At 54.1% G+C, this 17,751-nt stretch carries 19 protein-coding genes; 2 read left to right on the top strand and 17 right to left on the bottom strand.

Going from position 1 to position 17,751, the window contains the following annotated elements:
- Positions 1-94 precede the first annotated feature (94 nt).
- From MHH28_RS30490 to MHH28_RS30475, 4 genes are all read right to left on the bottom strand, one after another.
- The gene (locus tag MHH28_RS30490) at positions 95-1,063 is read right to left on the bottom strand and encodes a family 43 glycosylhydrolase (protein ID WP_405109004.1); all 969 of its coding nucleotides are present in this window, start codon (positions 1,061-1,063) and stop codon (positions 95-97) included.
- Positions 1,064-1,094: 31 nt separating this feature from the next.
- Positions 1,095-1,931: a carbohydrate ABC transporter permease gene (locus tag MHH28_RS30485; RefSeq protein ID WP_076155496.1), complete on the bottom strand. Its 837-nt coding sequence runs from the start codon at positions 1,929-1,931 to the stop codon at positions 1,095-1,097.
- Between the two features lie 24 nt (positions 1,932-1,955).
- Entirely contained in the window at positions 1,956-2,846 is an 891-nt protein-coding gene (locus tag MHH28_RS30480; RefSeq protein WP_076155493.1) for a carbohydrate ABC transporter permease, read from the bottom strand.
- 189 nt (positions 2,847-3,035) lie between these two features.
- Positions 3,036-4,433 carry a sugar ABC transporter substrate-binding protein gene (locus MHH28_RS30475; RefSeq protein ID WP_341187654.1) on the bottom strand — a complete coding sequence of 466 codons (1,398 nt, stop codon included), beginning with the start codon at positions 4,431-4,433 and terminating at the stop codon, positions 3,036-3,038.
- 461 nt (positions 4,434-4,894) lie between these two features.
- Between MHH28_RS30475 and MHH28_RS30470 the strand changes: the two genes are divergently transcribed.
- Together MHH28_RS30470 and MHH28_RS30465 are read left to right on the top strand one after the other, a co-directional pair.
- The gene (locus MHH28_RS30470) at positions 4,895-5,854 is read left to right on the top strand and encodes an ArsR/SmtB family transcription factor (RefSeq protein ID WP_405108999.1); all 960 of its coding nucleotides are present in this window, start codon (positions 4,895-4,897) and stop codon (positions 5,852-5,854) included.
- A 118-nt stretch (positions 5,855-5,972) separates the two neighbouring features.
- Positions 5,973-6,131 carry a hypothetical protein gene (locus MHH28_RS30465; protein WP_036697952.1) on the top strand — a complete coding sequence of 53 codons (159 nt, stop codon included), beginning with the start codon at positions 5,973-5,975 and terminating at the stop codon, positions 6,129-6,131.
- Between the two features lie 73 nt (positions 6,132-6,204).
- Here the strand turns inward: MHH28_RS30465 and MHH28_RS30460 are convergent, their stop codons facing one another.
- The 13 genes from MHH28_RS30460 to MHH28_RS30400 form a co-directional block, all read right to left on the bottom strand.
- Positions 6,205-6,600 carry a hypothetical protein gene (locus tag MHH28_RS30460; protein WP_405108997.1) on the bottom strand — a complete coding sequence of 132 codons (396 nt, stop codon included), beginning with the start codon at positions 6,598-6,600 and terminating at the stop codon, positions 6,205-6,207.
- Positions 6,601-6,919: 319 nt separating this feature from the next.
- The gene (locus MHH28_RS30455; protein WP_405117333.1) at positions 6,920-7,690 is read right to left on the bottom strand and encodes a class I SAM-dependent DNA methyltransferase; all 771 of its coding nucleotides are present in this window, start codon (positions 7,688-7,690) and stop codon (positions 6,920-6,922) included.
- Between the two features lie 22 nt (positions 7,691-7,712).
- Positions 7,713-8,636: a S1 RNA-binding domain-containing protein gene (locus MHH28_RS30450; protein WP_405108994.1), complete on the bottom strand. Its 924-nt coding sequence runs from the start codon at positions 8,634-8,636 to the stop codon at positions 7,713-7,715.
- Entirely contained in the window at positions 8,633-8,980 is a 348-nt protein-coding gene (gene rsfS, locus MHH28_RS30445; protein WP_405108991.1) for a ribosome silencing factor, read from the bottom strand. The genes MHH28_RS30450 and rsfS overlap by 4 nt, the downstream gene beginning before the upstream one ends.
- Positions 8,977-9,555, bottom strand: a complete 579-nt coding sequence (gene yqeK / locus MHH28_RS30440) for a bis(5'-nucleosyl)-tetraphosphatase (symmetrical) YqeK (RefSeq protein ID WP_405108988.1) — start codon at positions 9,553-9,555, stop codon at positions 8,977-8,979. Before yqeK ends, rsfS begins: the two co-directional genes overlap by 4 nt.
- Complete coding sequence (locus MHH28_RS30435; protein ID WP_405108984.1) at positions 9,539-10,129, bottom strand: nicotinate-nucleotide adenylyltransferase; 591 nt, start codon at positions 10,127-10,129, stop codon at positions 9,539-9,541. The genes yqeK and MHH28_RS30435 overlap by 17 nt, the downstream gene beginning before the upstream one ends.
- Positions 10,130-10,141: 12 nt before the next feature.
- Positions 10,142-10,435, bottom strand: coding sequence for a ribosome assembly RNA-binding protein YhbY (gene yhbY / locus MHH28_RS30430; RefSeq protein ID WP_036697934.1), 294 nt, complete (start codon positions 10,433-10,435; stop codon positions 10,142-10,144).
- Positions 10,436-10,486: 51 nt separating this feature from the next.
- Positions 10,487-11,365: a shikimate dehydrogenase gene (gene aroE, locus MHH28_RS30425; RefSeq protein ID WP_405108980.1), complete on the bottom strand. Its 879-nt coding sequence runs from the start codon at positions 11,363-11,365 to the stop codon at positions 10,487-10,489.
- Between the two features lie 21 nt (positions 11,366-11,386).
- The gene (yqeH, locus tag MHH28_RS30420; RefSeq protein WP_405117331.1) at positions 11,387-12,508 is read right to left on the bottom strand and encodes a ribosome biogenesis GTPase YqeH; all 1,122 of its coding nucleotides are present in this window, start codon (positions 12,506-12,508) and stop codon (positions 11,387-11,389) included.
- 8 nt (positions 12,509-12,516) lie between these two features.
- Positions 12,517-13,041 (bottom strand): YqeG family HAD IIIA-type phosphatase, encoded by a 525-nt coding sequence (locus tag MHH28_RS30415; RefSeq protein ID WP_405108977.1) that lies wholly within the window; start codon positions 13,039-13,041, stop codon positions 12,517-12,519.
- Positions 13,042-13,134: 93 nt separating this feature from the next.
- Positions 13,135-15,378, bottom strand: a complete 2,244-nt coding sequence (locus tag MHH28_RS30410) for a transglutaminase family protein (protein ID WP_405108974.1) — start codon at positions 15,376-15,378, stop codon at positions 13,135-13,137.
- Positions 15,375-16,625 (bottom strand): DUF58 domain-containing protein, encoded by a 1,251-nt coding sequence (locus tag MHH28_RS30405; RefSeq protein WP_405108971.1) that lies wholly within the window; start codon positions 16,623-16,625, stop codon positions 15,375-15,377. Before MHH28_RS30405 ends, MHH28_RS30410 begins: the two co-directional genes overlap by 4 nt.
- Before the next feature lies 1 nt (position 16,626).
- Complete coding sequence (locus MHH28_RS30400) at positions 16,627-17,583, bottom strand: AAA family ATPase (RefSeq protein WP_405108968.1); 957 nt, start codon at positions 17,581-17,583, stop codon at positions 16,627-16,629.
- Positions 17,584-17,751 lie beyond the last annotated feature (168 nt).

Below are 17,751 nucleotides of genomic sequence, written 5' to 3'. Positions count from 1 at the left end.
TGTATTTCTAGGGAGTCAACCGCTTAAGCAGCGCCGCAATAGCCGCGTTCCTGATGCATTGAATGCTTCGGAGCTGCCGGATCTCCGCTTATAATCAGAACTTGCTCAGGCTATCCTTCACCGGCACCCCGAAATCCGGCGTGCCGTCCGCGTTCCACCGCAGGCGCTTGGCACGCGTGTGGCGGTTGGGGTCGTAGAGCGGGTCTCCGGTGATCTCCTTATAACTTCGGGCATGGTAGATCAGCACATCCTCGCCGTTCTCGTCCACTGTGAAGCTGTTATGACCCGGACCGTACTGCCCGTTCTCCTCACTGGTCTGGAACACCGGCTCGGGATGCTTGGTCCAGGATGCGGCGTCCAGCAGATCACTGTCCTCGTCTGCGGTAAGCAGTCCCAGGCAATAGTTATGATCGGTGGCGCTGGCCGAGAAGCTCATGAAGATCCGGCCGCCCCGCTTCAGCACGGCAGCCCCTTCGTTTACCTTGAAGCCGATGACCTCCCAAGGATACTGCGGCGAAGAGATCATCGTCTGCGGACCCTTAAGCGTCCAGCCGTTCTCCATGGCTGAGATATACAGATTGGAGTTCCCGTCAATTTCCGGGTCCTTTTGCGCCCATACATAGTAATGCACGCCCCTATGCTCGAACGTTGTAGCGTCCAGGGCGAAGGATTCCCAGGCGGTTCTCACCTGCCCCTTCTCGGTCCACTCCCCTTCCAGCGGGTTCGCTGAAGTATTCTCCAAGGCGTACATCCGGTGGTCGAACAGCCCTTCCTTCGTCTCCGTGGTTTGGGCCGCCGCAAAGTAAATATACCATTTGCCGTCCATGTAATGGATTTCGGGTGCCCAGATATTGGCGCTGAGCGGACCGCTCTCATATTTGCGCCAGACCACTACCGGCTGTGCTTCCCGAAGCCCCTCAATCGTTAACGCTCTGCGGACTTCAATCCGGTCATATTCAGGCACAGAAGCAGTGAAATAGTAATAGCCGTCGGTATGCTTGTATACCCAGGGATCTGCACGCTGTTCGACAAGCGGGTTAGTGTACTCTCTATTTGTATTCATTATGGTTTCTCCTTTAATGGTCTTGTCTCTGTCAGCCCTTCACTCCAGAGATGGCAACAGATTCAATAATTTGCTTTTGGAAAACAAGGAAGATAATCAGCATCGGCAGCAGGGCAATAATCGAAGCCGCCATAATCAGCGGGTAGTCCGTCTGGATCGCATAGGTCGCATTGAAGTTGGCGATAACCAGCTGGAGGGTCTGCTTCTCCGGTGAATTCAGATAGATAATCGGAGACAGGTAGTCGTTCCAGATACCCATGAACCACAGAATCAGCTGTGCAGCCACCGCCGGCTTGATCAGCGGGAAGGTGATGGAGCTGTACAGGCGGAAATACGAGCTTCCGTCGATTTTGGCCGCTTCGATAATCGCATTCGGCACACTGCTCAGATACTGCCGCAGGAAGAAGATCATGACGATATTACCGAATAAGCCCGGCACAATCAGCGGCAGCAGCGTGTCAATCCAGCCCAGCTTCGAGAACATGAAGAACTGCGGAATCATGACTGCCGGATACGGAATCATCAGGGATGAGAGCATCAGCAGGAATATTTTATTTTTACCGGGAAACCGCAATTTAGCAAAGGAAAACGCCGCAAGACTGGAGGTGAACGTACCAACGATCGTTACCGTGACGGCGATGATCAAGCTGTTCTTGATCCCGCTCAGCAGCGGTCCCGCCTCCCAGATCTCACTGTATTTATCGAAATGGAACGGCCGCGGAATCCACACCGGAGGCAGGGCGAACACATCCTGCTTATCCTTGAATGAGGTGGACAGCATCCAGAGCAGCGGGCCGATCATGAACACCGCGCCGATTAAAAGTAGAACAAAAATAATGCTATGGGTAACTCTTCTTCTGCTCGTCATATTTATGGTCTCCTCCCTCTTCGGTTAATCGACATCGAACGATTGCTTCTCGTTCATTCGGAATTGGATAAGAGTCACAACAAATATGAACACGCCGAGGAATACCGCCATAGCAGAGGCATAGCCCATCTGGAAGTTGCCGAAGGCTTTTTGCCAAATGTAGAATACCACGGAGGCTGAAGCATATTCAGGTCCGCCTGTAGGGGTCATAATGTTCATCTCGGTAAAAATTTGCGATCCTCCAATAATGTTGGTCACGATGATGAAAAACGTTACCGGGCGCACCATCGGCCAGGTGATATGCCAGAAGGACTTGAAACCGTTCGCTCCATCCAGCTCCGCCGCTTCGTAATAAGATCTGGAGACACTCTGCAGCGCCGCCAGATAGAGCAGCATTGTATAACCGAGGCCCTTCCATACCGCCATAATGATCAGCGCCGGCTTAACCGTATATTTATTCGCCATCCAGTTCGGCCCGCTGATCCCGAAGAGATCAAGGAACTGGTTGACGAGACCATAATCACCGTTATAGGCCCAGTTCCACATGATCGATACTGCGGCCAAAGAAGAAATAACCGGAACATAATAGATGACCCGGAATGCTGTAGTCCCGGGCACTCCCCGGTTAAGCCCAAGCGCCAGCAGCAGCGCCAGCGTAATGCCGATCGGAATGCCAAGCATCATGAACAAGGTATTGAATAAGGCCTTATGGAACAGCTCATCCGACCACAGATCCTTGAAGTTGCTAAGTCCGATGAAGTTCATTTGGCCGAGTCCATCCCAATCCGTGAATGAGCCATAGATTGAATAAATCATCGGGTAGAGCGTAAAGATCAGCAGTCCCAGCAGCGGAGGCAGGATAAACAGAAATCCGTAGATTTTCTCCTTGCGGTACAGATTGGACTTAACATTCACTAGAATCACCTCAAATTCGGATAGTCTATAACTTTCCCCACAAAGTGATGCATCAGCTCCGAGTAGTATTCAGATACTTTGCGGGGTCCCCAAAATATATACAAGTTCATCTCAGAATAAAGTGATGCCGGCCCGCTGTTACAGGAGACCGAGCATCACTTTGTATGCTAGATAAGAACGGTGTACCGCTTATTTCTTGGATTTCGCCTCTTGCTCGACCGCTTTATCCAGCAGCTTCTGCATCTTCGGCTGTTCCGCCTTCACATATTCCTCCGGGGTAACCTTACCGTCAAGTACCGGCTGGATATCCGTGTAGAACAGGTTATACCATTCAGCATTGTACGTGTAGTGGCCGGGCAGCACCCGTCCGTATTCATTCACGACCTGGAGGAATTCTTCCTTGTTCGCCGGTTTGGTCGTAGTATCAGCGGCCCATTCCTTAGCCATATCCATCAGGTTCGGGATTTGCACCTTAGCCTTCACCAGCGCTTCCATTCCCTCCTTAGAGGCTGTCAGATAATTGATCAGATCCACGGCTTCATCGGGATGCTTGGTTTTGGCGGAGGCACCGATACCCAGTGAGCCGGTCCATGTTGCGGATTTGCCTGTGGAGCCGGCAGGATAAGGAATCAGATCATAATCGAAAGGCAGCTTCTCATAAGTGCTCATATCCCACGGACCTACAGGGAAGAAGGCCATTTCACCTTTCATCCAGCGCTGGTAGGTATCCAGAGTCTGTGCTTGTTCTGTGGACGGCGTAATGCCGTATTTAAGCTGCATGTCAGTGAAGAATTGCAGGGCTTCGATAAACTTCGGATCATCAATGGTAACCTTGGTCTTGGTAGCATCCAGCCAGTCCGCCCCGTTACTCCAGACGAAGGAAGGCAAGGCCCACTGCACGTTGAAGCCTGCGCCGAATTGATCCAGCTTACCGTCCCCGTCCTTGTCAATCGTCAGCTGCTGAGCGACTTTGATGAATTCATCCCAGGTGTACGGTTTGTCTTTGTCCGGCAGCGGGATACCCGCAGCTTCGAACATGGTCTTGTTATATCCGAGTGCGAACGGGCCTACGTCCTTAGGCATCCCGTACAAATTGCCTTGTCCGGCCATGGTGCCGTCGTAACGGTACAGATCCACGCCATATTTCCAGATGTTATTCAAATCAATATTAGGGTTCTTCTCCACATAGCTGGTCAGGTCCAGCAGCACGCCGCTGTTCACATAAGCCTTCAGGTCGCCGGATTCAAAATAAAATACGTCCGGCACGCTGTTCCCCGTAATAGAGGCTTTCAGCTTAGTCGCATATTGATCTGCCGCAGTCACAACGATCTTAACCTTGACGTTCGGATGATCGGCTTCATATTTTTTCACAACACCTTCATAAGCCTTCTGCTCATCGGTTCCCCCGCGGAACATGAACGTAAGATTCTTGGTTTCCTTGGAATCCTTGCTGCCTGCATTCGCCGTAGCTTCGCTTCCGCTATTGCCCCCGGACGATGCATTGTTCTTCCCGCCGCAGCCTGTAAGTACAACCGATACCATCAGAACTAACGACAGCAGTGTGAACCAGCCCTTTTTCTTTAACACTGTAACCCCTCCTAGGATTTGCTGAGCAACTCGATTGATACAATCTATATAGAAGAACTAGGGAACCTCACCGGCTCTGTTAGTTCAAGCTACCGCATGTTGTGCTATGTTTCACACTTTAATTAAATAATTGAGAAACAATAGAATGTATTCGCTTACAGGTATAAAATAGCATATATAAAGTGGAGTGTAAATATAAAAGTATAAATCTTTTTATAGTTATTCAAATCAAACGTTAATTATTGCTTTTTTACTGAAAAAAATCATTTAATATTGACTTAATAGTGCATTAAGTATTCATGTTTATATAAAACAAACAGAGCTTAACTTTTACTTTTAGCTTAAATTTAATCGTTTTCTACAAATAAAGGCAGGATACTTTCCTTTTTGGGCGGGTTAGTTTATAATTTTATAAAATAGTTTCGATTCTCATGACCTCAGTGGAAGAAGGTATTCTAAATATGATTTATATTAAAGATCTGATGAGCGGGATTGATATCTTCAAGGCGCTCAGCTCGGAAATCCGCATCCAGATTCTTGAGCTGCTGGCGACCAATCAGGCCCTGAATCTCAACGAAATTGCCAAGAAGCTGAATCTCAGCAACGGGGCGATTACAATGCATATCAAGAAGCTGGAGGAGAGCGGCTTAATTGAGATTAATACTGCCGTAGGCAAGCACGGAATTCAGAAGGTCTGCTACCTGAATAAGGATAAGCTGATGGTGGATCTGCGGAGCAAGGATGTGGATAATCTGTACGAGGTCGAGATTCAGGTGGGCCATTACAGTAATTATCAGGCTGTTCCGACCTGCGGTCTGGCCACCAAGGACAGCATCATTGGGGACTTCGACGAGCCGCGTTACTTCGCCGATCCTCAACGGATCGATTCTGAGATCATCTGGATGGCCGAAGGCTTCCTGGAGTACCGCATCCCCAACTATCTCAAAGCCAACCAGACCTTCCGGGAAATCCAGTTCTCCATGGAGATTGGCTCCGAGGCTCCCGGGTTCAACGACAATTACCCCTCGGATCTGTACTTCTATGTGAACGGCATCGAGATCGGCTTCTGGACCAGCCCCGGGGACTTCGGCGACATGCGCGGCACCTTCAACCCGGACTGGTGGCCTCCCCATCTCAACCAGTATGGCATGCTGAAGCTGATCCGCATTAATCAGGAGGGCAGCTTCATTGACGGCTGCCGCATCTCTGACATCACTTTGGACGACATTAAGCTGGATTACAAGAGCGAGCTGACCTTCCGTATTGCCGTCACCGACAAGCCGGTCAACAAGCGCGGCTTGACCATCTACGGCAAGCATTTCGGCAATTACAGCCAGGATCTGCTGGCGCGTGTGCTCTACAATGTGCATGAGGTCGAAGACCCTTCCGGCCGGGTGACCATAGCGGGAGTGGCCGATTGACCGTTTATAACAGACAGCCGCTTCCCCGCCGCCGCTGGCATAAACTCGAAGTATAATTGTCCCGGCCTTAACCCACACTAACGAATGTCTTTCAAACTACCGTGAGGGAGTGTTTCGAATGCGTGAAGGGTTGATACCAGCCGTACTGGGGACCGTAGTTACTGCTTCGAGTGCAGCTTTTCTGGGGAGCAGATATAAGATCGCGGCAACTGGCATTCTAGGATTTGGTCTGGCGCATATTGTACTCGGCACCATCGATTTGTTCGAACACCGGTAAGCCTGCTTGGAAGATGGCCGGGCCATATCCTTCGGATATGGTCCGGCTTGCTATTTCATTCAAGCAGAAGCGGCTAGCCGTCCTTTGTAAGGAGGGCACTATTGCCCTGGCTCCACGCACCTTCGCACCAGCACATTGCGCCGAATGTATGCTGTTTTTCACATACATTTGGTCCATGTACCTCAGTAGCACCGATTGTATGCTGTTTTTCACATACATTTGGTCCATGTACCTCAGCAGCTCCGATTGTATGCTGTTTTTCACATACATTTGGTCCATGTACCTCAGCAGCTCCGATTGTATGCTGTTTTTCACATACATTTGGTCCATGTACCTCAGCAGCTCCAATTGTATGCTGTTTTTCACATACATTTGGTCCATGTACCTCAGCAGCGGCGATTGTATGCTGTTTTTCACATACATTGGTCCATACGCCTCCCACCAGCACATTGTGTTCGGTATTTCGCATACATTTGGTCCATATCAAGATCAAAGAAGGCCCTTATCCAATTTCGGGTAAGGACCTCCATACTACCTCAACCATATATGAAGCTCTAAAGAATTTAACGAAAAGCAAAAAGGAACGGAGGGGAAATTTGGAACTGTAGGAGGGGTAGCGTCCGCCTCAAAGCTTTCCGCAGGAAAGCTCGCTTCGGAAGCATCAGCTGTCTGCGGATTTCTACCGCGAATAGCGGTATATAATCAAGAAATCTGCAGACAACAGCGGCCGTAAGTCCAAATGTTCTCCGCAGTGACAATTACGCTTCAAGTCCAACTCTTTAGCAGCTTCATTTCACAGCCACATAGAACAGCCGCTCCGCGGAATCATCCGCACACGTCCACTTGAAGTCCGCATACACCGACACATCGCTGAATCCGGCGGCCAGCAGCTCCTGCTTCATCCACTCCGGGTCATAGGCACGCTGGGCATGGGTCTCTTCGAACCGGCGGTACACATCCGGGCGGCCCTCTTCGCGGGCGAAGATGGACAGGTGGTGCTCAATCTCCCGGCGCGGCGCATCCAGCTCACAGGTCCAGATGTAGGATACCTCCGGCTCGTCCAGCACGAAGGGCTGCTCTTCCTCATAGCGGATTAGCGTGTTCGGATGATGCACATCGAACAGGAAGGTCCCGCCCGGCTTAAGCCCGTCATACGTACAGGAGAATACCTGTCGGATGTCCTGCTCTTCCAGCACATAATTCAGGCAGTCACAGAAGGATATGACCGAATCCACCTGCTCCGGCAGCTCCCATTCCTTCATGTTCTGTCTGACCCAGAGGACACTGCCCTCCCGCAAAAACCGCCGTCCCTGCGGCTGCTGCTCCAGCTTGCGCTGGGCAACGGACAGCATATCCGAGGAGAGATCAATCCCCGTCATGTGATAGCCTGCCGCCGCCAGCGGAATTGTCAGGCTGCCGGTACCGCAGCCAAGTTCGGCTACCGTGCGCGGCTTGCCGTATTTGCTCCATGCCGTCTCGGCAAAGTCCAGCCAAGCCGGATACGGCATATCCGCCATAAGCTCATCGTATACATAAGCAAATTTGCCATAGGAAGACACTGCGTCCACCGCTTTCTCTATACTATTGGTTGTCCGAATCGCTGTCCGCCCCGGCCTGCTCCTCTTCGCGGGCAGCCAGATAGGTCCAGCTCTCCTTCTGGACAACCAGCCCTTCCTTCATCAGCTTGCCGAGCGCACGCTTGAACGCGGATTTGCTGATGCCGAAGCGCTGCTTGATAATATCGGGAGGCGTGGCATCCGAATATGGCATTCCGCCGCCCGGACGGGAGGCCAGGAAGTCCAGCAAGGCCGCCGAATCCACATCACGGCCCACTTCCTTGCGGTGGCCCATGCTGAGGTTGACGCGGCCATCCTCGCGGATATGCGCCACGCGCGCCTCAATCACTTCGCCCAGACGCAGCAAGCGGGTGCGTTCCGAGGAATGGACCATGCCGATGACGCCGAAGCCGAGCACACCAGCGTCTATTAAGACGAAGGTACCCATCTGCAGCGGCTTGTACACCCGGGCGGAGACACTCTGCCCCTGCCAGGATTCCGGTGCAGGCAAGGCCAGCGGCGCAAGCTCCTGCTCTCCGGCCAGCTTGGCACGCAGCCGCCCCTGCTTGTCATGCTCCATAATCACGAATACCTTGTCGCCGATCTGCGGACGCAGCTCCACCAGCTCGGGAAGCTCACTGAGCGGCAGCAGCAGCTGCCGTCCAAGTCCCATCTCCAGGAAGCAGCCCAGCCGCGGATGAATATCGGCCACTTCCAGCAGCGCCATCTCGCCGAGCGTCAGATAAGGCTTCTTCATCGTAGCGGCAGGACGGTCCTCGGTATCGAAGAAGAGGAATACCTCCACCTTGTCACCGATCTTCGGCTTGCTGCCCACAAGCTCGGTGTAATGAAGCATGATATCCTGGTCGCCTGCGCTCAGGAAGTATCCGTAAGGGGATACCTCCCGCATCACTTCAAGCGTAACCGTAGTTCCTGCAATCAGACTCATACCGTCTCCACAACCTTGGCATCTGACCACAGACGTTCAATATTGTAGTATTCACGTTCATCGCGGTGGAAGACATGGACAACAACATCGCCAAGGTCCATCAGTACCCAGCGTGCCGCGTCCATCCCTTCGATCCCTTTGATGACCCCGCCAGCTTCATGGACCACCTTGCGCACCTCAGTGGCAATCGCCTGAACCTGGGTATCGGAATTACCATGGCAGATAATGAAATAATCGCTGATCGGCGACACACTGCGCAGATCGAGGGCCACCACATTCATTGCTTTTTTATCCTGGACGGCGTTTAACGCCAGCTCCAGCAGCTTGCTTGATTGTACACTCATCGTTTATCCTCCAATGTTCTTACTAAATCGTTACGCGCCAGCACCGTAAGCGGAAACACGATCCGGCGCTTCTCCAGCAGCACGCGGATCGTGGAATCCAGACCTGCAATCAGCCCTTCCTCCAGACTGGACTTCGCCAGCCTGCGGATCTCCTCGACTCCGGGGAAATCCCGTCCAGGCTCAATATAATCAGCCAGACAGACGATTCGCTCCAGCAGGCTCATATTCTCCCGTCCCGAGGTATGGTATCGGATCGCGTCCAGTACCTCAGTATCCTGAATGCCATACTCATGCTCGGCGGTATAAGCGCCCACCTCGGCATGCCATAGCTGCTTGTCATATTTCAAAAGCTCTGTGGATAATCCATTCTGTTCAATGATCTCCCGCATCCGTTCTACCGGCCAATATTTGGCCACATCATGCAGAATGGCTGCAGTCTCGGCCCGCTGCGGGTCAGCGCCGTAGCGCTGCGCCAGCTTCACAGCAGACTCCATCACACCGAGTGTATGCTTCCAGCGTTTGTCCGGCATCTGGCCGGATACCGCTTCAATCAGCGCTTCACGGCTGTACTCCATACAATCCACTCCTTTGAACATATTCATACACAGCATCCGGGACCATATAGCGGATCGACTTCCCTTCGGCGGCCCGGGCTCTGAGCATAGTCGAAGAGATATCCACCAGCGGCATATCCGCCAGCAGCACTCTTCCGGCAATGAATTCCGGCAGCAGCCCCAGATCAAGCGGAGTGCCCGGACGTCCGACACCGATGAACGTCAGCCGCTTCACCAGCTCTTCGATTCCCTGCCACTTGGGCAGATACTGAACCATATCCGCGCCTACGATGAAAAAGAACTCATGCTGCGGGTATTCCTCCTGCAGACCAATCACCGTCTCCAGTGTATAGGACACTCCGCCCCTGACTACTTCCCAATCGAGAATGCCGAAGGAAGGATGGTTCTTCACCGCTTCCTCCACCATCGCCAGCCGCTCTTCACCGGTGGCCCCGGCCTCATGCTTATGAGGCGGAATATGCGAAGGCATGAACCAGACCTCCTGCAGACCATAGCTCTCCCGCGCCGTCTCTGCTGCCATCATATGGCCGATATGCAGAGGATCGAAGGTTCCTCCCATTATCCCAACTCTCAAGAGGTCAACCTCCTATCTTGGAAGCTCAATCGTTTTGTTGTCACGTGATTCCTTGTACAGCACGATGGTCTTGCCGATAACCTGAACAAGCTCCGAACCGGATTGCTCGGCAAGCGCGGCACCAATTTCCTTGGGATCATCAGCGTTGTTATTCAGTACACTGATCTTCATCAGCTCGCGTTTCTCAATAGCTTCTTCAATGTGACGGATCAGATGATCGTTTACGCCGCCTTTGCCAACCTGAAATACAGCATCCAGATGGTGGGCCAAAGAGCGCAGATAACGTTTTTGTTTGCCTGTTAACATAAATGTGAAAACTCCTTAATTAACATATATTATTACCCTGTTCAGTGAAAATCATTTGCCCGGCACCTGGCCGAGGCAATCCGCAATGGTCTGCCGCATAATCTCAGCGGGAGCAACAAGCCCCGTCCAGTACTCCAGGGCGTAAGCACCCTGGTAGACGAACATTCCCAGCCCGCCGTGAATGGTGCAGCCACGCTTCAGGCTCTCCGTAAGCAGCCGGGTATGCAGCGGATTATAGATCAGATCGCTGACAATCATGCCTTCATGCAGCCCGGCCGGATCGACCGGCATATCCTCCATATGCGGATACATGCCTACCGAGGTCGTATTGATCACGATATCCATGCCGCCGATAATGGAGGGAACGCTCTCCATTCCCGCTCCGGCCACGGCTCCTCTGCTGGCGAAGCTGTCCGCCAGCTGACGGGCCCGCTCCGCGTTGCGGTTGGCAATCAGAACCGACTCCGGCTGCTCCTTCAGCAGCGCCGAGACGATGCCTCTTGCCGCACCTCCGGCTCCAATCACCAGAATGCGGGTGCCCGCAAGGTCCGGTACAGCCTCCGCCTTAAGAGAGCGGACATATCCGATGCCGTCCGTATTGAATCCGGTCAGTACCCCATTATCATTAACGATGGTATTGACGGCGCCGACATCCACGGCGCTGGCATCCAGCCGGTCCAGATACTCCATCACCGCAACCTTATGCGGGATCGTTACATTCACGCCCCGGAAGCCCAGGGTCCGTATCGCCTGCACCGCATCGCCCAGCTTGTCCGGCGTGATGTGCAGCGGCACATAAGCGCCGGAGAGACCAAGCGCCTGAAGCGCCGCCCCGTGCATAAGCGGGGATTTGGACTGGGCAACCGGGTCGCCCATTACGCCCAGCAGAAGCTCCCGGTGACTCTGTGTGTTCCTGCCTGTCTCAGTCATAATCGTCGCCCTCCTGTACTATTAGATCAGTGAAGGACGGGTAAGCACCTTAACGCCGCGCGGCACATGGACAGCGACTACCGCTCCGGCCGTACCGTTCACCTTGATCCAGCCCAGGCCGGAGATGAACAGATCGGTCTCACTGTTCCTGGCAATGCGGAATTCATGCCGCTGCCACTGCGGCAGCTTGTCCATGTCGGCAGTTCCCGGCGGAGACAGCAGCTCGCCCCGGTGGTCCTGATACAGGGAATCCGCCCGCTCCAGCTTCGTGCGGTGAATCTTCAGGGTGCCGCTGATGAAGCAGGTGAAGGACTGGCGCTCCCCCTGGATGAAGTCGAAGCGTCCCAGTCCGCCGAAGAACAGTGACTGGCCTTCATTCAGCTGATAGACCGCAGGCTTAAGCGGGTTCTCGGGCATTACTGCGCCCAGATCCTTGCGCTCCACCAGCTCGCTGTACCGCCACGGGTACACGATACCCGGCGTATCAATGATGGAATGGCCGTCATCCAGCGGGATTTTGACCATATCGAGGGTGGTGCCCGGATAACGGGAGGTCGTCAGCTCCTCTTCCAGGTCGCTGTAATCGGAGATCAGCCGGTTAATCAAGGTGGACTTGCCTACATTGGTAGCTCCGACGACATACACATCACGCTGGCCGCGCAGCTCGGTAACGGCTTCCAGCAGACGGTCGAAGCCCTGATTACGCTTCGCGCTGACCAGTACGATCTCCGCTGTGCGCAGCCCCTCTTCCTTACAGCGCTGCTGCATCCAGTTGCGCAGTCTGTTCCAGTTGGTTACCTTAGGCAGCAGATCGATCTTGTTCACGGCCAGAATGACCTGATTATTGCCGACAAACCGCTGCAGCCCGGAAATCAGACTGCCTTCGAAGTCAAACAGATCCACGATATGGATCACCAGTGCATTCTTCTCCCCTACTCCGCTTAACAGCTTCAGGAATTCATCCTGATTCACCGACACGGAAGAGGCCTCATTGTAATTCTTGATCCGGAAGCAGCGCTGGCAAATCACCGGCTCCCGTTCGAAGGCGACCTCCGGGATATAACCGGGAAGCTCCTTGTCCGTGCTCTGGAGCTTAATCCCGCAGCCGCTGCATCGCTCCGGCCGTTTCGTTTCCTCGTTCATTGCATTCATTAAGATTTATCCTCCTCTTGCCACAATCCTTGCTTCCGCAGGCGGGTCAAGGCAATCTGCTCCACTCTGCGGTTAATTCTTGTACCTATTCCTTCATCCTTGACGGAGATCGGCAGCACGAGTACCGTGAACAGTCCCAGCCGGTTGCCGCCGTATACATCGGTAAGCATCTGGTCGCCGACCACAATCGTCTGCTCCGGTCCCAGCTCCATCAGCTTCATCGCCCGCAGGAACGGCGAATTGCTGGGCTTCTTGGCCTGATGTACGAATTCAATATTCAGCGGGGTGGCAAAACGCGACACCCGGTCCATATTGTTGTTGGATACAATCACAAGCTTGAAGCCCAGCTCCTTCACCTTCGCGAACCAGAGCAGCAGCTCAGGAGTAGCCAGCGGCGCCTTGGCGCCGACCAGCGTATTATCCAGATCGGTTATGATTCCGCGGTATCCTTGGCGGTACAGCTCCTCCAGACCGATATCAAACACCGTATTTACCCTGAGCTTGGGGACTAATCTTTCAAACAATACCTTCACCTCATTTTCATACAGGAAACTTGTAACCCGGCTCGATAGGACTGCAAAAAGCCAGGTCCGGCAATATTCTGTCACCAGGGAGCATTACTTGCCGGACTTCATGCTTTTTCGCAGCCGCAAAGCTTCAGTATACACGCTGTGCCAGTCTTTGTCTTCAATAACCTCAGGGCTGTAATTCGCCCGCTCGAACATCTTGAGCAGTGCAGCAAGGCTGCCCGCAGATTGCGGCCTTTCCAGGCTCCACCGTGCCACGGATTCGCGCAGGGTTTCATGCTCTTTCTTCAGCATACCCTTCCCGCGCGCATACCTTACCCAGCGCTCTGTTTCGGCGACAACTTTTTGCGCCGGAGTCGGCTGGCCCCCGATCCGCATACGGGTAATCAGGAAGCGCAGGCTCAGCCGGCGCTGCCAGATCAGGAATAGGGTCCAGAGCAGAAGTACAGCCGCAGCTCCAGCCACGGCCCAGGTACCGGCGTGGAAGCCGGAATCTGTGTCCTTCTGGCCTGCTGCCGCCGGTTCAAGCTCCTCCGGCTCCTCTTCCTGAACTTCAGGCTGGACCGGATCATCCTGCTCACTCTGCGTCAGCACCGGAACATCGAAGCCGGGTGTCGCTTCTACAGGAACCCATCCGTAGTCGCCGAAATAGATCTCGGCCCAGGAATGGGCGTCTGCATTGGTAATTGTATAGTTATTATTCACATAACCGGTTGCGCCCTGCTGAAGCATTACGCTGTCCGGAATCTCGGCCTGCTCTCCGGGAGCATAGCCCTTCACCCAGCGGGCCGGTATATCCAGTGACCTCGCCATGGTGACAAGCGCTGTGGAATAGTAATCGCAGTATCCTTCCCTGATCTCAAACAGGAAGCTCTCGACCATGTCCTTGCTTCTGGCCCGGGAGGTATCCGGCTGATTCGTATAGGGGAAGGTCGCCTGCAGATACTGCTGCAGCAGGATCGTCTTCTCGTAAGGCGTCTGCGCCCGCGCCGTAATCTCCTTGGCCAGCGCACTCACCCGCTCGGGATAGTTATCCGGGAGCTGAAGATACTGCGGGTCGATATTCTTGTTCCCGTAGAGCTGCTCGAAGGTCTGCACGCTCAGTTCCTTCAGGGGAACGATAGGCACCTCCGAGGTTACCACATAGGTCTGCGGATACGCCCTTGTTTTGCCTCCGGGATTCCACAGCAGCTCACTGTCTTTACTCCGCCAGGACAAGCCGTTGCTCTGTTCCTGCCCGTCCACCGAATCTACGCCCGAGATCGAATAGCCGCCGAACAGAACCGGATAGCTGTTCCCCCCAAGCAGTTTGACGGTCTGCTTGAGTGTACGCGTCTCCGTCTTGGGGGCCACCGCGCGTTCCAGCGGCTCGCCTACCTGTACCTCGTTATGCGCTCCCCGGCCGGAGGTATCATCGTCTGTCCAGCCTTTTCCCGAATACACGCTGCGGATCTCGCCGCGCATATAGGTGCGCAGATCGGAGGTCACCTGCATGACCGGCGAGTAATCGAAGTTGAAGCCCCCGCCAAGGTTGTCATCGTTCAGGCTATAGCCCGAGGTCGTCCCGTTCGCCCCTGACCCGCCGCTTTCACTGTCCCCGCTTCCGGAGGAGGGTCTAGAAGAGACGGCGTTACCGTTCCACTTTTGCCAGGCGGTATAAGGGTCGGTCAAGGTTGGACGCACGCCAGGCATGTTAACCCCCGCAAGGATGACCAGCGAGAAAATAATCGCTATATTCAAGGCAACCTTCACAGGATACCTCAGCATATAGCTCCAGCCCCGGGGATAATGAACCTGGAAGTTCCTCAGATGCCGCGTGACCAGCCAGCCCATACCGGCAAAGACCGTCCAGGCGACCTCCTGCCACATTACCGCTGTCGTGAATGAATCCAGCGCCGCGAAGGCTGTGATATTCGCCGCGACGAACATCAGAATCCGCGCCTTGCCGTTCACCCACCAGGCGGATACAAGCAGCAGCGCCCAGGCTCCCAGTACAAACCAGAGATAGGGAGTCATCGATACCACTAACCCGGGCAGGCGGTCAAAAAATGCCGGCAGTAGCGGATCGGGCATGTAAATCTCGTAACTGGTGATAACGTTGTATACAATAAATACCACTGCCGCGCCTTCCAGCAGAATGCGGTACACTCTTTTGAACGGAAAAATGATTTCAATAACTGTAACGGCCAGCAGGGTTAACGCCACCGAGACGGTGGTCTCCTGCAGCCAGAAGGGCACCGTGTAGGAGACCCACTGCATAGCGATAATGCTCAGCCACAGCAGCGTCAGCCCGTGATGCCAAGAGGATCTTATGGCCTGAAACCAGTGCTTCATCGGACAGAATCACCTCCAAGTACCGCAGGAAGCTCCTGAAGTGTGCTGATGCTGTGTCCGGACATTCCATGGGAGTGCAGAATATTCTGCCACTCTCCGGCCCGGTATTTCCCGGAAGGATGAAGAACATGAATATGGGAAGGGGTCATCCCCCGGTTCTCCGCCCAGCGCAGCGTATCCAGCACCACCCTGCCGCTTTGCGGACTGATCAGTACGAAATACGACCCCTTGGGGAACATCCGCTGGACACTCTCCAGTCTCTGGATCAGCGGCCCCTTGCCTTCCGCGTTGATGTCTATCAGATACTGAATCATCTTTTGCCGCTCGGCATTGCCTTCCGCCGGACTGAACACCTTATTATGCTTATCCAGACAGCACAGGCCGATGCCGATCCGCTCCCGGATGCCGAAGCCGAGAAGGGAAGCGGTGATCGAGACCGCCAGCTCAAATTGTGCAGAGTTATAATAACCGCCGGAGCTGCCGTCCAGCACCAGAATGGTTCTGGGAACGGATTCATGCTCGAACTCCTTGGATTTCCACTCGCCGGTCTTCGCCGTTGCATTCCAGTGAATGCGCGTCAGCCGGTCGCCGTAGACATAATCACGCACACCGTTAATCTGCGTAGTCTCGCGCCGGGATTGAAGCAGCGATACCTGCGGCCCCGACAGGCGCGCCTTGCGCTCATACAGCTGCCAGCGCGGCACCACCACCGCCCGGGGCATCACCCGGAATTGGCCTTCTGCCTTGAAGGTCCCCTTATGCTCCATCAGACCGAAGATGTCCTCGCTGAGAATATCCGTATTCTCAAAAGAATAACGGCCCCGCTCCAGCAGCGGTGTCTGGAACAGCAGCTCGCCCCGTCCGCCCATGTTCGGAATCAGGCTCTCCTCGAACACCCAGGATTCTCCGTTGTGGCGCTTCAGAATTTCTCTTACAATCACGTAGGGCAAGGGCAGAAAACCCGGAATCGTCACTTCCAGCTTGACCCGCAGATAGCCCCCGGCGTAGAGCAGATCCGGCTTGTCCTGTTCGGAATAGAAGCTGCGTGTGCCTCTGGCCCGCCGGACCCCTTCCAAACCGCCAATGAACAGGTACAGAATGAGAACAGAGACCATGACGAACAGCATGAACGAGGTTTTGCCGCCCTGAAACAGCACGTAGAAGAGTGTGATGACCCACACCGCCAGAACGCCCATGAACTTCCTCAGCTGAATCACAGCGGCTGCCCGCGTAAGGATGGCCCTCATCTTATTGCCTCATGGTTACAGGCACGTTAATGCTCTGAAGCAGCTTCTGCAGCAGGGAGTCCATGCTGACATTGTCCAGGCGTGATTCCGGCCGCAGCAGGATACGGTGTCCCAGCGTATACGGGGTCAGGGTCTTCACATCATCAGGCAACACATAATCCCGATCCTGGAGAAAAGCATAGGCCTTGCAGGCCATCATGAACGATAACGATGCCCGGGGGCTTGCGCCCAGCAGCACCAGCGGATGCACCCGCGTCTGGCGGACCACATCCAGCAGGTAGTTCAGCACCGGCTCGCTGATGAACACATCGCGGATCTCCTCCTGAATGGCAGCGATCGTCTCCATGCTGGTTACGGGAGTCAGCCGGTCCACCGGCTGGCCCTGCTGATGGGTAAGCAGCAGATTCTTCTCGGTATCGGCATCCGGGTAGCCCAGGCTGATCCGCAGCATGAAGCGGTCCAGCTGAGCTTCGGGAAGGGTATAGGTTCCCTCGAAATCTATCGGATTCTGAGTCGCGCAGAGCATGAATGGATGCGGAAGGGGATACGTCTCTCCATCGACCGTAACATTTCGTTCTTCCATCACCTCAAGGAGCGCGGACTGGGTCTTGGTAGTCGCGCGGTTGATCTCATCGGCCAGCAGAATATTGGTCATTACCGGCCCCGGACGGAAGTGGAACATCTCATCGCGCGGATGATAGACGGATACGCCGGTAATATCACTGGGAAGAATATCCGGGTTGCACTGAATGCGCCGGTATTCACCGGACATCGACCGGGAGAGCGCGCGGATCAGCTGGGTTTTGCCGGTCCCCGGGACATCCTCAATCAAGACATGTCCGCCCGCTAACAGCGCAGTAAGCAGCAGTTGTATTTCAAAGCTTTTACCGAGAATACAGGATTCCAGATTAGTGCGGACAGCGTTCATTATTTGCGTAGATTCTTGACGTACGGGCATGTATGTTAAACCCTCCTATATCAGAATAAGCAGTAATATATACATTTTACATGATAGGAGTACCCAAAGTACATGTTAGGCCAAGTGAATTTATAGAGCGGCATACTGGAGTTGTCCAAAAGAAACCCGCCATCAGGCGGACTATGGCTCCTGCATATAAAAAGGGAC

Origin of the sequence: Paenibacillus sp. FSL K6-1217 (assembly GCF_045040735.1) — a bacterium.
In the GTDB taxonomy this organism is placed as follows: Bacteria; Bacillota; Bacilli; order Paenibacillales; family Paenibacillaceae; genus Paenibacillus_AQ.
This window is presented reverse-complemented; position numbering and strand designations above follow the sequence as displayed.

Excerpts from the sequence above, each read along its gene's own strand:
- MHH28_RS30410 (WP_405108974.1), bottom strand. The coding sequence starts at position 15,378 with ATGAAGCACTGGTTTCAGGCCATAAGATCCTCTTGGCATCACGGGCTG.
- MHH28_RS30490 (WP_405109004.1), bottom strand. The coding sequence starts at position 1,063 with ATGAATACAAATAGAGAGTACACTAACCCGCTTGTCGAACAGCGTGCA.
- MHH28_RS30450 (WP_405108994.1), bottom strand. The coding sequence starts at position 8,636 with ATGAGTCTGATTGCAGGAACTACGGTTACGCTTGAAGTGATGCGGGAG.
- yhbY (WP_036697934.1), bottom strand. The coding sequence starts at position 10,435 with ATGTTAACAGGCAAACAAAAACGTTATCTGCGCTCTTTGGCCCACCAT.
- MHH28_RS30470 (WP_405108999.1), top strand. The coding sequence starts at position 4,895 with ATGATTTATATTAAAGATCTGATGAGCGGGATTGATATCTTCAAGGCG.
- MHH28_RS30485 (WP_076155496.1), bottom strand. The coding sequence starts at position 1,931 with ATGACGAGCAGAAGAAGAGTTACCCATAGCATTATTTTTGTTCTACTT.
- aroE (WP_405108980.1), bottom strand. The coding sequence starts at position 11,365 with ATGACTGAGACAGGCAGGAACACACAGAGTCACCGGGAGCTTCTGCTG.
- rsfS (WP_405108991.1), bottom strand. The coding sequence starts at position 8,980 with ATGAGTGTACAATCAAGCAAGCTGCTGGAGCTGGCGTTAAACGCCGTC.
- MHH28_RS30405 (WP_405108971.1), bottom strand. The coding sequence starts at position 16,625 with ATGAGGGCCATCCTTACGCGGGCAGCCGCTGTGATTCAGCTGAGGAAG.
- MHH28_RS30465 (WP_036697952.1), top strand. The coding sequence starts at position 5,973 with ATGCGTGAAGGGTTGATACCAGCCGTACTGGGGACCGTAGTTACTGCT.
- MHH28_RS30400 (WP_405108968.1), bottom strand. The coding sequence starts at position 17,583 with ATGCCCGTACGTCAAGAATCTACGCAAATAATGAACGCTGTCCGCACT.
- yqeH (WP_405117331.1), bottom strand. The coding sequence starts at position 12,508 with ATGAACGAGGAAACGAAACGGCCGGAGCGATGCAGCGGCTGCGGGATT.
- MHH28_RS30460 (WP_405108997.1), bottom strand. The coding sequence starts at position 6,600 with ATGCGAAATACCGAACACAATGTGCTGGTGGGAGGCGTATGGACCAAT.
- yqeK (WP_405108988.1), bottom strand. The coding sequence starts at position 9,555 with ATGGAGTACAGCCGTGAAGCGCTGATTGAAGCGGTATCCGGCCAGATG.